Raw genomic sequence first — 13488 nt, forward strand, 5'->3', positions numbered from 1 at the left:
GGGCAGTGATCTCTGCGGATGCCAGGATCCGGGCGTGGACCTCGGACGATGGACGGCGCTGCCGCGCGCCGACGCGGCGCACCTGCCGCCCCGGGAGAGGCAGATCCGGGACGCCGCCTGGATCGCCCGCTGCGTCGGCCGGGGTGCGACGGCGCCCCTGGGCCCCGAGGACGTCATCGCGCTCGCCGGCCGGATCTCGCCGCGGCAGTTCCGGCGCGGTGAACGAATCCTCGGTGACGCGGGTGCAGGGCAGCCGGGCGTCTGCATCGTTCGCGACGGACACGTGGAGCTCAGCGTCGGGACGCCCCGCGGCAGGGTGGTCGTCGGTGTCCTGCGTCCGGGAGACGTCGATGGGGACGTGCCGCTGCTGCTCGGGATACCGGTGCCGTACACGGCCCATGCGCTGGACGAGACCGTCTGCCTGGTCCTGTCGCCCGCCGACTTCGAGTCGCTGTTGAGCCAGCATCCGGCGGTGTCCCGGCGCTGGCTGTCCAGCGTGGCGCAGAGGCTCGCCACCAGCCACGGCCGGCTGATCTCCCTGCTCGGCCGCCCGCTGGTCGCGCAGTTGGCCGGACTCCTCGTCGACGAGGCGGAGGACGGGAAGGTCCAACTCCCGCAGCGCACCCTGGCGGCGATGCTGGGGGTGGCCCGTCCCTCCTTGAACAAGGTGCTCAAGGACCTGGAGCGGCGCGGCCTGGTCGAGCTCGGCTACGGATCGATCCGGCTCCTGGACGAGGCGGGTCTGCGCAGCATGCGTGATTCCTGAACCCCCGCCGAGGACGTCGGGGGTCGCCGGCCTGCATGACGCTTCGCGAACACATCAGGAACACCGTCAGCGGAGTGACATTTCGGTCGTCTCACCTGCCGGAACGGGGCAGGGCCAGCGGGTGAAGAAGCCGTCCGGGGGTCGGCTTTGACGTGAAGGCCCTGCCTGCGCCTCGGTGGCGGATGTCGCGCCGCCGATGTCGAGCGCGTGAGCAAGGCGCCGAAGGAAAGGAGCGAGAGGTGCAGTTGATGAGCTCGGTCGTCGCGTGGGCGGCGAGGCATTCGCCGCGGGCTTCCGCCGGGAGAAGCCGTGCAGTCTCTGACCGGAGGTGGTGGCTGTGAGCCGTTCGACTCGGGAGGTCTCCGGCGGAGGCGACACCTCTGACCGGCGGATCGTTCCCATGTTGGCGTGGGGCATCGTCGCGGGTCTCCTCGCCGGAGTCGTCTTCATCGCGCTGACGATGTGGCTCACCGCCAGCATGGGCAATCCGGCCCTCACCCCGTTCAGAGTGATCGCGACCATCGTGGAGGGACCACCTCCGCCGGATGCCACGATCTGGGTGGGTGTGGTGGTCCACTTCGTGCTCTCCGCCCTGTTCGGACTGGTGTTCGCCGCCGCCGTCGCCATGCTCCGCGACCGATCGGCAGGACGGTCCTGGGCGGCCGCGGTGCTGTGGGGAGGGTTGATCTACGGAGGGCTTCTCTACCTGGTCAACTTCCAGCTGTTGGCGCGGTTGGTGCCGCAGTTCTCGGCCTTCCTGGGGGTCAACCAGCCGTTCGAGGTCACCGTGCACCTGCTGTTCGGTGCGCTCCTGGCGGCCTTCCTCGTCGTGGGGCCAGGATCCCGCCGCCGGTCACCGGACGGCTCCCGGCCTGGGGCCTGAATTCATGACGAAGATGTCGACGACGCATCGAGAACAGGAGGGGGCAAGACATGACTGAGTACGCGTACCCCCATTTCCGTGCAGGGCTGCTGGTGGAGGACCGCGGCTTCCTCGGCGGTGTCGAACCCGGTGGCCGGTTCCCTGACTTCGACCTGCCGACGATCGACGGCGGACGCGTGACCAGCCGGGAGCTGATCGGCGACAAGCCGCTGCTGGTCTACTTCGGCTCGGTCACTTAGCCGATGACGGCGAGCGCCGGTCCGGCGCTCCAGCGGCTCTACGACGACTTCGGGGACCGGGTCCGGTTCCTGACCCTCTACGTCCGCGAGGCCCACCCCGGCGACCGCTACGTCCAGCCCGGCGACATGGGGACCAAGACCGAACAGGCGCGGGCCTACGCCGAGCGCGACGGCATCCGTTGGCCGGTGGCCGTCGATGACATCGACGGAACGCTTCACCGGCAGCTCGACGACAAGCCCGACGCCGCATACATCGTCGGCACCGACGGCAGAGTGCTGTTCCGGAGCCTGTGGGCCAACGAGCACGAACGCCTGCGCGCCGCTCTCGAAGCGGTCGCCGACGGAGAGCAGAGGCCGGTCGGGCAGTCCGAGGCCAAGGGACGTGCACTGCTGCGCGGGACGGGCACGATGTGGCAGACGTTGAGCGCGGCCGGCCCCGTCGCGCTGCGTGACGTCGCTCGGCAAGCTCCGCCGATGTGGCTGTCGGCCCGGGTGGCCGACCTGGCACGCCCACTTCCTCCGCTGGCGCGCGGCGCAGTCGGCACCGCACTGCCCATGGTGGGCATGATGGGCATGATGGGCGCCGCCCTGTTCTGGCGCCGTCGTCGTCGGTAGCTGGAGCGCGCCGGCGAGTGGCACGGCCGGTCGTGCAACCGGCCGTGCCACTCGCAGGTGGACCGGGAGACGCTGCGCTCGCACGCGAGCAGCCGCAGCCACAGCTCGCTGAGGGTCGGGAACGCGCTACAGGTACCGGCAGACAGTGGCGGGATCGCACGTGTCGGGTTCGATCGTGCGCGCCTGAGCCCGCAGGTGCGCGACGGTGCCACGCAGGGCAGCGAGCTCGGTGAGCTGCCGGTCGAGGGCCTCCAGGCGTTCGTCGAGAAGGCCCTGGACGTGCCGGCAGGGGGCGTCTCCTGAATCACGGATGTCGAGGATCGTTCGGATCTGGGCGAGGCTGAACCCGGCGGCCTGGCTGCGCCGGATGAAGTCCATGCGCGCCACGATGTCGGGGCTGTACTGCCGGTAGCCGGCGCTGGTGCGCCGGGGCGGTGGGAGGAGTCCGGCCCGCTCGTAGAAGCGCAGGGTCTTCGCAGTCGTGCCGGTGGCCGCCGCGACCTCGCCGATCTTCACTGGCCCATTCTCACGGCCAGGTCAGCTGGCCGCACGGGTCGGTCGTGACATCGGGCGAGTCACGTGGCGACCGCGTCCGCTCAGCCGTGACCTGTGATGCCGAGCAGTCCTGCCACGAAGTGGAGGCTGTCCGGGACGGGGCACCCGGTCGCATCGAGGATGCGGTTCATCATCTCGAAGTTCGCGCACACCCCGACTGCGGCGGCGGCCACCTGTGGGCCACCCTCCTGGCTCAGGGCTCGACGGCTCTCGTCGAGTCGCTGACCGGTCACCATGGCCGTCGCAAGATCGCGGAGCTCAATCCCCCAGGCAAGTCCGGGATCGATGCGGTCGTCGACGACGGGTCGTAGATCGGCTGATTGCCCGGTCGTCTTCTGCACACTCGCACGGAGCATGTTGGCGTGGGCGATCAGCTAGTAGAAGCAGTCGTTCAGGAATGAGACGCGGGCAGCGAGGAGCTCCATCTGCGCGCGGGACAGCTCGTTCTGGTGAGTGAGGTCGGCCATCTGTGGGGTGCTGAGGTAGAGCTGCGCGTGGAGCTGGTCTCTCGCACTCTCCTCCGCCGGCACCGCTGAGAGGGCGTACCGCGCGCCGTCCTCCGGGTCGGTGGGCACGAACGCGGCGCGCGGGCGGACATCGATGTTGCGCCGGCGCGTGGGTTCACCCGGCTCGCTGTCAGGCAGTGCCTCCTCTGCTGACCCGACCCCCCGGACGTAGGCGTCCACTGCGGCCACCCTGCTGACGATGCCCACGACCTCCACGTACTGCTCGATCGTCATGCCGCGGGTGAGGAGATCGGCGACCCACTCTCGCGTGATGAGGTTCGCGGCGGCCGACACCGACTGCGCGGCTTCGACCAGCACGGGCTCGAGCTCCGTGTGTGCGTCGGCGAACGTGCGGGCGGCCCGCGCCTCCCTGGCCACCGCCACCCGCTCCTCTCCGGACAGCCATGTCCCCGGCGCGGCAAGTCGCCCCCATTCCCGGCGCAGCTCCGCGCGGACGCCGTCGGGCACGGGCAGGACGGCGGCTTCCAGTTCGAGGGCCACGTGAGGAACTCTCCTGCATCGGCAGCGTTCGGGCACCCCGACGCCCGGCGTCGTCTCGGCGGGATTCCAGCCGGCAGCCGGCCTGTGACGATGGCCGGCTTGACCCTCCCCTGCACTGGAAGGTCCAGCCTGGGCGTGGACAGCTGACCGGCAATCCGAGGGAGCGTGCGATGGCGATCGATGGGGACGTCGATCTTGCGGTGATCGGTTCCGGGGGTGCGGCGATGGCCGCGGCGATCTCCGCCCGACAGGCGGGGGCGGACGTGGTGGTCGTCGAGCGGGGCACCCTGGGGGGCACCTGCGTGAACGTGGGCTGCGTGCCGTCGAAGACGCTGCTGGCCGCGGCCGGCCTCCGGCACGCCGCGATGACAAACCCGTACGCAGGGGTGAGCCTGTCCGCCGACGGGGTGGACCTGGCGGCCCTGGTCGCGCAGAAGGACGACCTGGTCGCCGGGATGCGCCAGGCGAAGTACGCCGACGTCGCCGACGCCTACGGCTTTCCCGTCCGGAAGGGGGAGGCCCGCTTCCGCGACCGGGACACCGTGGAGATCGACGGCGTCCCCCTGCGCGCTGCTGCCTACGTGGTCGCGACCGGTGCGGTACCGGACGTGCCGGCGCTGCCGGGGCTGGATCAGGTGCCGTACCTGACCTCCACCTCCGCGATGGAGCTGACGGCGGTACCGCAGTCGCTGGTCGTGATCGGCGGTGGCTACGTGGGGATGGAGCAGGCCCAGCTGTTCGCGCACCTCGGCGCGGAGGTGACCGTCGTCGGCCGCCTGGCTCCGCACGCCGAGCCTGATCTGGTCGAGGAGCTGCGGGGGGTGTTCGCCGAGGACGGGATCACGGTGGTCGAGGAGCGCGCCGCCACGGTCAGCAGCACCGGTGACGGCACGACCGTGACCACCACATCCGGCCGGCTGGTGAGTGGGCAGCGGCTGCTCGTGGCCACCGGCCGGCGGGCCCAGACCGATGGTCTGGGGCTCGAAGCTGCCGGGGTGCTCACCGACGCGCGCGGATTCGTCGTCACGGACGACCAGCAGCGCACCAGCAACCCGCAGATCTTCGCCGCCGGGGACGTGTCCGGCGCACCGCAGTACGTCTACGTCGCCGCCGCGGGCGGCCGGGCAGCGGCACTGAACGCACTGGGCGTCGGCGGCACCGAGCCGGCCCGGGTCGACTACACCGGCCAGCCTTCAGTCGTCTTCACCCGTCCCCAACTCGCCTCGGCCGGCCTGACCGAGGTTCAGGCGCTCGCGGCCGGGCACCGCTGCGAATGCCGGGTGCTGGGCCTGGCCGACGTCCCGAGGGCGCTGGTCAATCGCGACATCCGCGGCGCGGTGAAGGTGGTCGCCGACGCCGACACCGGTCGGATGCTGGGCGTGCACGCCCTGGCCGAGGGCGCCGGGGAGATGATGCTCGCCGCCACCTACGCCATCAGGGCGGGCATGACCGTCGACGACGTGGCAGACACCTGGGCGCCCTACCTGACGATGGCCGAGAGCCTGCGCATCGCGGCCGGCCTGTTCCGCAACCAGATGCCGACATCCTGCTGCGCCTGATCTCCGCGTACACCGCAGGACCGCTGTTCGCGCACATCGATGAGGGGAAGAGCAATGGCAGAGCACGTGGACGTGGCCGTGATCGGCATGGGCCCGGGCGGCGAGGTCGCCGCCAGTCGCCTGCTGTCCGCCGGCCGGCGGGTCGCAGTCATCGAACGTGAGTTGATCGGGGGAGAGTGCGCCTACTGGGCCTGCATCCCGTCCAAGACCGTGCTGCGGCCCCCGGAGGCTGCCGGCGGGGTCGACCGGGCTGCGGGCGCCGACGGCGCGCGGCTGGACTGGCCCGCCGCGCGCGACTACCGCGACTACATGGCCCGCCACCTCGACGACGCCGGACAGGTCAGCGGCTACCGGGACGCCGGCGCGCTGGTGCTGAAGGGCGACGCCAGGATCAGCGGTCCGGGGCGGGTCACCGTCGACGGCCGGGAGCTCACCGCCGATCACGTGATCGTCGCCACCGGCTCGGAGGCGCTGACCCCACCGATCGAGGGTCTGGACCAGGTGACCGTCTGGACCAACCGGGAGACCTACACCGCCGCGGACCTGCCCGGCCGCGCGCTCGTCGTGGGGGGGAGCGCTGTGGGCGTGGAGACGGCGCAGTTCCTCGTCCGCTTCGGCGTCCAGGTCACGCTCCTGCAGCGCGGCGACCGGCTGATGGGCCGCGAGGAGGCGCGCGTCGGTGAGCTGGCCGAAGCTCACCTGCGGGAGGCCGGCGTGGACGTCCGTACCGGCAGCGAACCGGTCCGGGCCCGCCGGGACGGTGCCGACTCGGTGCTCGACCTCGCCGACGGCAGCTCCGTCCGCGGCGACGTGGTGATCGTCGCCACCGGCCGTACTCCCCGTACCGAGGGACTCGGCCTCGAGGATGCCGGCGTCCAGATCGCCGAGTCCGGGGCAATCGTGGTGGACGAGCACTGTCGTGCTGCCGAGGGTGTGTGGGCTCTCGGCGACGTCACCGGCATCCTGCCGTTCACCCACGTCGCCAAGTACCAGGGCCGCATCGTCGCCGACACCATTCTCGGCCGACCTCGCACCGCCCGGTACGACGGAGTTCCCCGGGTCGTCTTCGCCGATCCGGAGATCGCCGCCGCCGGGCTCACCCAGGGCCAGGCACGTGATCAGGGTCTGACGACGGTCAGCGCCGAGGTCGACCTCGCACAAGCCATCGCCCGGCCGTGGACCTACGAGCGCGATCCCCGCGGCCACCTGGGCCTGCTCGCCGATCCGAACCGCCGGGTGCTGCTCGGCGCCTGGGTGGTCGCCCCCCAGGCGGGGGAGTGGATCCACCAGGCCTCCCTGGCCATCCGCGCCGGCATCGGCATCGACACACTGCTCGACCAGGTCGCGCAGTTCCCCACCTACACCGAGGGGTACGTGACCGCGCTGGAGGCGCTGGACCTGTAGGACCCGCCGGGGCGCGACGACGGAGCAGGACGGTGCAGGCAGGTCAGGGCAGAGGAGGAGCCGTGCGGGACGTCGTGGTGATCGGCGGCGGCCACAACGGGCTGGTCGCCGCCTGCTACCTGGCCCGCGCCGGGCTCGACGTCGTCGTTCTCGAACAGTCGGACAAGCTGGGTGGCGGTACCCGCACCGACGAGCTGATCCCGGGCTACCGCTTCGACACCCACTCCGTCGCGCACAACCTCATCCAGGCCACCGACCTCGTCGACGATCTGGCCCTGGAGGACGTGGGGCTGCGGTACGTCGAGATGGATCCCTTCTCGGTCGCCGTGGGGCGGGACGGCGCCATCGTCCGGTTCCACCGCAGCGTCGAGCGGACGGTCGCGTCGATCGCCGAGGTCTCGCCGGTCGACGCCGACCGGTACCGGGCGTGGATGCGCGACGCCATGCCCCTGGTACGGGTGCTCAGCGCCGGCCTCGGCGGGAGCAGTCGCGGGGCATGGCGGCGGGCGCCCGGACTGGCGCTGGCCGCTGGGCGGGCGCTGCGGCGCAACGGCGGCCCGGTGGGGGTTGCCGAGCTGCTGGCCTCGCCGTACCGGTCGCTGTTGGAGCAGCGGCTGGCCACCGACCGGGTGCGCGGGCCGGTGGCCGCCTTCGCGGCCCACGCCTCGGCCTCACCGGGGGCGACGGGCAGTGCGCTGTTCGGGCTCTGGCAGGCCTTCTACCACCAGGTGGGCCAGTGGCACCCGCTCGGCGGGTCCCAGGCCCTGGCCGACGCCCTGGCGCGGCGGCTGGCCGGACACGGCGGCGAGGCCCGTGCCGGTGCACCGGTCGAGCGCATCCTGCGCCGAGGGAACGAGGTGGCCGGCGTTGTCCTGGCCGACGGATCGACGGTGGCGGCTCGCTGCGTGGTCGCTGCAGTCGAGCCCCAGGTGGCGCTGCTCGAGCTCCTCGACCCACCCCTGACCGGGCCGGTCGCCGACCGGCTGCGAACGACGCACCGGGGCAACGCCGTCCAGTCGCTGGTGCTCTTGGCGGTGGATCGGCTCCCTGCGTATCCCGGCGCGCGACCGGGCGACCACGCCGGGCTGCAGTCGTTCGTCGACGCCCTCGATCCACTCGTCGACGGGTTCGCCCAGGCCGAGGCCGGCCGGCTCCCGGCCGACCCGGTGCCCACCTACGCCTTCACCCCCAGCGCCCTCGACCCGACACTCGCCCCGGCGGGGCGGCACACCGTGTACCTGGCCTGCCCGTGCGCCCCGGCCCGGCTGCGGGACGGCTGGGCCGGTGACCGCGAGGCCTTCGCCGATCGGATGATCGACACCGTCGAGGACCGCGCGCCTGGATTCCGCGGCTCGATCGTCGACCAGGTGATCCGCACTCCGGCGGACATGGCCACGGAGTTGCGCTGGCCCGGCGCACACCCTATGCACCTGGACGTGAGCCTGGACCAGCTCGGCCCGTTGCGCCCGACCCGCGCGCTGGCCGGCCATCGGACGCCGGTGGCGGGACTGTTCATCAGCGGAGCAGGCACCGCGCCGGTCGGTGGGGTGTCCGGTGCGCCGGGCCGGGCCACGGCTCGAGCCGTGCTGCGTTCCTTCGCCCGCTGACCGCCATGAAACTGGATCCACGAGTCGGCTCCGACTGTCCGCACCGGCGTGTGCATGGCGATCCGGCGTGAGCAGGTCGTCCAGTCCCCAGCTACGGCCAGGGCCACCTCACCGCAACGGACTCGTGCGACCTGTGGTCCTCAAGGAGCTGTCCCTCCCGTCTCCGGCGCTCTGCAGCTGCACATGACGAACTCGTTGACGGGACTACTGCGCCAGCGGCCGTACCGGCAGCTGTGGGTGGCGCGCACGGTGTCGCAGTGGGGCGACGCCTTCAACACCGTGGCTCTGGTGCTGCTCGTCTACTCCCTGACCGGCTCGGGCCTCGGGGTCTCCGGGGTGGTGGTCGCCGAGATCGTCCCGGTGCTCGCCTTGGCGCCGGTGGCCGGTGCGCTGGTCGATCGGCTGCCGCGGGTTCGGGTGATGATCGCCGCGGACCTGCTCCGAGCAGCCCTGGCCTTCGCCCTGCCCTTTGTGGACGGCAGCGTAGCGGCGGTGTACGCGATCGCCGTCGGGCTGTCCGCCGGCGCCGTGTTCTTCAATCCCGCGGCACAGTCGGTGCTGCCGGCCATCGTCCGGGAACGCGAACTGGTCGCCGCCAACAGCGGGCTGTGGACCGCCGCAGTCATCTCGCAGATCGTGCTGGCGCCGCTGGCCGGAATCGTGGTCGCCACCCTCGGGTACACGTGGGCGTTCTGGATCAACGCCGCCAGCTATGTGCTCTCGGCGCTGGTACTCGGCCGGCTGGAGGTGCCCACCGTCCCGGCCCCGGTCTCCGCCCGGCCGTGGTACGCCCAGGCACGGGACGGTGTCGCCGCGATCACGGGGGACCGGCTCCTCAGAGCCCTGGCCGGCGCTCAATTCCTGGCGGCACTCTCGGCCGGGGCGACTGGAGCCCTGCTCGTCGTGCTGGCCCGCGAGCACCTGCGTCTCGGAGCCGAGGACTACGGACTCCTGCTCGGCGCCATCGGCGTCGGCGCCGCCACCGGGCCGCTGTTCCTCTCCAGATTGACCGACGATCCCCGCCGAGCGCGCTACGTCCTGGGACCTTTCGTGCTGCGCGCGGCCGTCGACGCGATCCTCGCCACGGTGACCGGCCTGGTCTCCGCGATGGCCGCCCTCGTCGCCTACGGCCTGGCCACCTCCACCGGGGCGGTCACCTTCAACTCGCTGCTGCAGGCAGAGACACCAGAGCGCGTGCGCGGTCGGGTCTTCGCCGGCTTCGACGTGCTCTGGCAGACCGGTCGACTGCTCTCCCTCCTGCTCGGTGGACTGCTCGCCGACCTCGTCGGGATCCGAGCCGTCTACTACCTGGGCGCGATCCTGCTCCTCGCGGCCGCAGCCGCGGGCTCGGCGGGGCTGCGCGCTACTGAGTTCAACCGGCCGGACCCGCCGACCCCGTAGCACCCAGTCCTTGGAAGCCGCTCGCGGTACGTCCGGTTCGAGGATCGGCGACCGCATCCTTGGTGCGCAAGGGTTGCGCCGGGCCCTGGCTGCGGGAACGGGGGACGGGCGACCACCGTTGGCCGCGCATGAGGCCCCGAGTGCGCCGATCCCTTGTGGTCCCTGCATCAGGGGTCGCCCTGCTGCTGTCAGGGTGCGGCGGATCGGGAGATCCCACGGCCACGGGCCCGAAGGTGCTCGCGGCCGAGCAGGTGTTCGTCGAGAATCCGGTCGTGGTGCCCGATGTGTCCGGCACGTTCGCCACCCTGCAGGTGTCGACGGACCTGGACATGGCCTGCGCCGTCGTGTTCGGACGGGACGAGTCCCTCGGTGACGGGATCGCGACCGACGCCGACATGGGCGGTGGGGCCCACACCGATCACGAGGCCGTCATGCGCGGCTTGCAGCCCGACACCGAGTACTTCTACCGGGTGCAGGGATCAGGAGCCGACGGCAGCCTCTACCGCAGCGACCTCATGCGCTTCCGGACTCCCCAGGCCCATGCGACCAGCACGCCGGGGGAGAATGTGGCCGTCGGTGCCGACGTCGTCGACGTCAGCTCCGAGTTCTCCAACGCCTTCACGGCGGCCAATGCCGTCGACGGTGACCTGGCAACCGAGTGGTCCAGCGACGGCGACGGCGACGATGCGTCGATCACGATCGACCTGGGCCGACCGGTGGACGTGCTCGGGGTGGCGCTGCGGAGCCGCTCGATGAGCGACGGCACGTCCGTCGTGGAGACCTTCACCGTGACCGTCGACGGCGGTGAGACCTACGGCCCGTTCGACGCCGGCACCACGTTCACCGTGAATCAGGCCGAGTTCACCGGGCAGGTTCTGGAGATCGACGCGGAGCAGACGAGTGGTGGTAACACCGGCGCGGCCGAGATCGAGGTGTACGAGGCGCCTTGATCGCCGGTCCCCCAGGTAGCCAGGCCGTCAGCCGGCGGCCGGCCGCCTGCAGGACCTGGCCCGATTCGGTGAAGGCATCAAGGACCGACCGCTGAACGCGGACGGATCTGGCGAGCTTGAAGTACTGCACGCGGCGCTCGCCGAGGAGGCGACGGATGACGGCCGAGACCGGGTTCCTGGCCACCTCCGCCGACCTGGAGGCCGTCCGCACGCCGCGTACCCCCGCCGTGGTGCTGGCCAGCCCTGCCAACCCCAGCGGTTCGGTCTACACCGCCGACCAACTGACCGACATCGCCGAGTGGGCGCTGGCGCATGACGTGTGGGTGGTCTACGACCAGTTCGTCTACGGCGCCAACCCGGACGCCGGAGCCGCGCCGCACCTGCTCCGCCTGGCGCCGGAGCTGCGGGACCGGTGCCTGGTGGTCAGCGGGGTATCGAAGGCGTACGCGATGACCGGCCGGCGGATCGGCTGGCTCGCCGGCCCGCCCGCGGTGGTGGCCGCGGCCCGCAAGCACGTGGCACGCACCATCACCCACGTCCCCACCATCACCCAGCCCGCACTCACCGGCGACCAGCAGCCCGTGCACGAGGCCCTCGCCCGCTACCGGCGCAACCGCGACGTCCTCGCCACCGCGCTCGACGGCATCTCCGGGGTCCGCTGCCCGGCCCCGGCCGGGGGGATGTTCGTCTTCCCCGACGTCAGCGTGCTGCTGGAGCGCGGCTCGTGGGCGACCACCCTGACGCTGGCGACCTGGCTGCTGGAGGACGCCGGTGTCGCGGTCGTCCCAGGCGAGGCCTTCGACGCCCCCGGTCACGTGCGGCTGTGCTTCGCCGTCAGCCCGCGACCGCCGACACCGCCACCGCGCGGCTGGTGGAGCACCTGAGCCGGGCGGGATCGCGCGGGTGACCAGTGCAGCGGCGAACCCGCCGGCCACCCCGGAGACGGCGCTGACCCGCAGCCACCTGACCCTGACCGTCGACGGCGTCGAGCTCGACCTCGCGGTGTCGGGAGTGCGCCGCCTTCAGTTGACTCGCCGCGCGCCGCCGCCACTTCACCTCCGGTGGGCATCTCGGCGGTGCGCCACGTCGACCACGGTCACCGTTCGGCTCTGGTCGTCGATTCGGTAGATGACGCGGTAGGTGCCACGGCGTGCGCTGTGTCGGTCGTCCAGGGGAGAGTGGAGCTGCTTGCCGACCCGGTACGGGCTGTCGAGGAGCGGCCCGACGATGAACTCGTAGGCAGCGGTCGCGACCGCTTCGGGCAGGTGCTCGGTGAGTTGACGGCGAGCGGTGGGGGTGATGGCCAGGACATAGCGGTCCTGGTCCGTGGTCACGTAGTGGCGCGCCGGCGCTGCATGGCGGCGTCTAGGCTCTCCAGCGTCTCAGCATCACCGTGGGCGATTTCGGCGTCGGAGGCGTGCAGTCTGCGCATGGCGTCGGCGTCGGCAAGGATTTCGATCGTCTCTTCGAGGGACTCCAGATCCTCGGTCGCCAGGAGAACAGCGGACGGCTTGCCGTGCACGGTCACGTAGACGCGCTCGTGCTGGCCACTGACCTGGGCGACCAGTCTGGACAAGTGCGCCTTCGCGTCCGCGAGCGAGAACGTCGTCATGGTCAAAAGTATGACTACATGAGTAGGAGTCGTCCAGAGTCTGCCGGAGAGGACTACGCCCAGCCGCACCGCCTGCGTCGCTCAGACTCGGCGATCTCGCACTGCAACCGGTACTGCAACGCAGTTCGCCCGGCCACGGACCTGCGTGGACGAACGCGGACGTCGCGCCTCTGTCACCAGCGGAAATGGCACGCCAGGGGACGTCGACGGACTGTCCGCCCAGAGCTGGGGGTCAAGGGGTCGCAGGTTCAAATCCTGTCAGCCCGACAGAAGCAGTTGCAGGTCAGAGGCGGGTCGTCCGAAGCGGACGGCCCGCCTCTTGCGTGAGTACAGCAACTGCGCGGTGTCACCCTGCTCGAGGGGGCCGGCGAGGGCGGCGGGGAGGCGGAGGCCGCTGGGGCCGCTGCCTCTACCGGCCCGGGGATGCCCGGTTGGGTGTGAGGGTGCGGCGCGGTCAGCGCAGCGGGGCGCACGAGCTCAGCCGGGTGCTGCCCTCGGGCAGCCGCTCCACGGCGCACCCCCGCCGCGGCGTTCGCCACCACTGGCCCTGCGTCGAAGTTGGTCGCGATCGCGCCTTACCTGCTGGTGCTGTTGAACGCGCACCCGATGCGTCGCTGACGGCTCTGCTGTCAGATGGTCCGCCCAGGGCTGCTGCCTGGCGACGCAGGCGGCCGGTCACCAGCGGGGCCCGCCGCCGAAACAGGTACAACCACCGGCCGGGGCATCACCGGTGGGTAACGTCCTCCATCTAAGGGTGTGGCGTCAGCCCGGCAGCAGTGTGGGGGACTGCTGCACGAGCTGGTGACACCGCGCGGTGGTGTGCGCGTGGCCTTGATGGCGCTCAGTTGAAAGTCCTCAGTCCTGCTCACTGAAAGTCCCCACCTGTGGAG

Annotated in this window: 15 protein-coding genes; 10 read left to right on the forward strand and 5 right to left on the reverse strand. The window is 71.5% G+C overall.

What is annotated here, in order from left to right:
- Positions 1-34 precede the first annotated feature (34 nt).
- The 4 genes from IN07_RS17485 to IN07_RS17495 all read left to right on the forward strand — a co-directional run bounded on the left by IN07_RS17485 (position 35) and on the right by IN07_RS17495 (position 2503).
- Entirely contained in the window at positions 35-766 is a 732-nt protein-coding gene (locus IN07_RS17485) for a Crp/Fnr family transcriptional regulator (RefSeq protein ID WP_052091425.1), read from the forward strand.
- 400 nt (positions 767-1166) lie between these two features.
- A complete protein-coding gene (locus tag IN07_RS17490) occupies positions 1167-1649 on the forward strand; it encodes a hypothetical protein (RefSeq protein WP_052091426.1) in 483 nt (160 codons plus the stop codon).
- Positions 1650-1699: 50 nt separating this feature from the next.
- Positions 1700-1888 (forward strand): hypothetical protein, encoded by a 189-nt coding sequence (locus tag IN07_RS25400; protein ID WP_156119255.1) that lies wholly within the window; start codon positions 1700-1702, stop codon positions 1886-1888.
- A gap of 3 nt (positions 1889-1891) precedes the next feature.
- On the forward strand, positions 1892-2503 hold the full coding sequence (locus IN07_RS17495) for a thioredoxin domain-containing protein (protein ID WP_036337932.1): 612 nt from the start codon (positions 1892-1894) through the stop codon (positions 2501-2503).
- Between the two features lie 126 nt (positions 2504-2629).
- Here IN07_RS17495 and IN07_RS17500 read toward each other — a convergent pair whose 3' ends face one another.
- The 3 genes from IN07_RS17500 to IN07_RS17510 all read right to left on the reverse strand — a co-directional run bounded on the left by IN07_RS17500 (position 2630) and on the right by IN07_RS17510 (position 4065).
- Positions 2630-3019 carry a heavy metal-responsive transcriptional regulator gene (locus tag IN07_RS17500; RefSeq protein WP_036337935.1) on the reverse strand — a complete coding sequence of 130 codons (390 nt, stop codon included), beginning with the start codon at positions 3017-3019 and terminating at the stop codon, positions 2630-2632.
- 80 nt (positions 3020-3099) lie between these two features.
- Entirely contained in the window at positions 3100-3399 is a 300-nt protein-coding gene (locus IN07_RS17505) for a hypothetical protein (RefSeq protein ID WP_156119256.1), read from the reverse strand.
- Positions 3400-3432: 33 nt separating this feature from the next.
- A complete protein-coding gene (locus IN07_RS17510) occupies positions 3433-4065 on the reverse strand; it encodes a hypothetical protein (protein WP_036337942.1) in 633 nt (210 codons plus the stop codon).
- A 170-nt stretch (positions 4066-4235) separates the two neighbouring features.
- On the opposite strand from IN07_RS17510, the gene merA reads away from it, so the two are divergent.
- From merA to IN07_RS17540, 6 genes are all read left to right on the forward strand, one after another.
- Positions 4236-5624, forward strand: coding sequence for a mercury(II) reductase (gene merA / locus IN07_RS17515; protein ID WP_036337945.1), 1389 nt, complete (start codon positions 4236-4238; stop codon positions 5622-5624).
- 54 nt (positions 5625-5678) lie between these two features.
- Positions 5679-7028: a dihydrolipoyl dehydrogenase family protein gene (locus IN07_RS17520; RefSeq protein ID WP_036337948.1), complete on the forward strand. Its 1350-nt coding sequence runs from the start codon at positions 5679-5681 to the stop codon at positions 7026-7028.
- 62 nt (positions 7029-7090) lie between these two features.
- Positions 7091-8635, forward strand: a complete 1545-nt coding sequence (locus IN07_RS17525) for a phytoene desaturase family protein (RefSeq protein WP_036337951.1) — start codon at positions 7091-7093, stop codon at positions 8633-8635.
- 183 nt (positions 8636-8818) lie between these two features.
- Positions 8819-10036, forward strand: coding sequence for an MFS transporter (locus IN07_RS17530; protein WP_036337955.1), 1218 nt, complete (start codon positions 8819-8821; stop codon positions 10034-10036).
- Positions 10037-10308: 272 nt separating this feature from the next.
- Positions 10309-10986, forward strand: coding sequence for a discoidin domain-containing protein (locus IN07_RS17535; protein ID WP_197058525.1), 678 nt, complete (start codon positions 10309-10311; stop codon positions 10984-10986).
- Between the two features lie 116 nt (positions 10987-11102).
- Positions 11103-11870, forward strand: a complete 768-nt coding sequence (locus IN07_RS17540; protein WP_407937439.1) for an aminotransferase class I/II-fold pyridoxal phosphate-dependent enzyme — start codon at positions 11103-11105, stop codon at positions 11868-11870.
- A 168-nt stretch (positions 11871-12038) separates the two neighbouring features.
- On the opposite strand, the gene IN07_RS17545 is transcribed toward IN07_RS17540, so the two are convergent.
- Entirely contained in the window at positions 12039-12320 is a 282-nt protein-coding gene (locus IN07_RS17545; RefSeq protein ID WP_036337961.1) for a type II toxin-antitoxin system RelE family toxin, read from the reverse strand.
- On the reverse strand, positions 12317-12598 hold the full coding sequence (locus IN07_RS17550; protein ID WP_036337964.1) for a type II toxin-antitoxin system Phd/YefM family antitoxin: 282 nt from the start codon (positions 12596-12598) through the stop codon (positions 12317-12319). The genes IN07_RS17545 and IN07_RS17550 overlap by 4 nt, the downstream gene beginning before the upstream one ends.
- Positions 12599-13488: the final 890 nt, after the last annotated feature.

The sequence above is a fragment of the Modestobacter caceresii genome (genome assembly GCF_000761485.1).
Classification (GTDB): Bacteria; Actinomycetota; Actinomycetes; order Mycobacteriales; family Geodermatophilaceae; genus Modestobacter; species Modestobacter caceresii.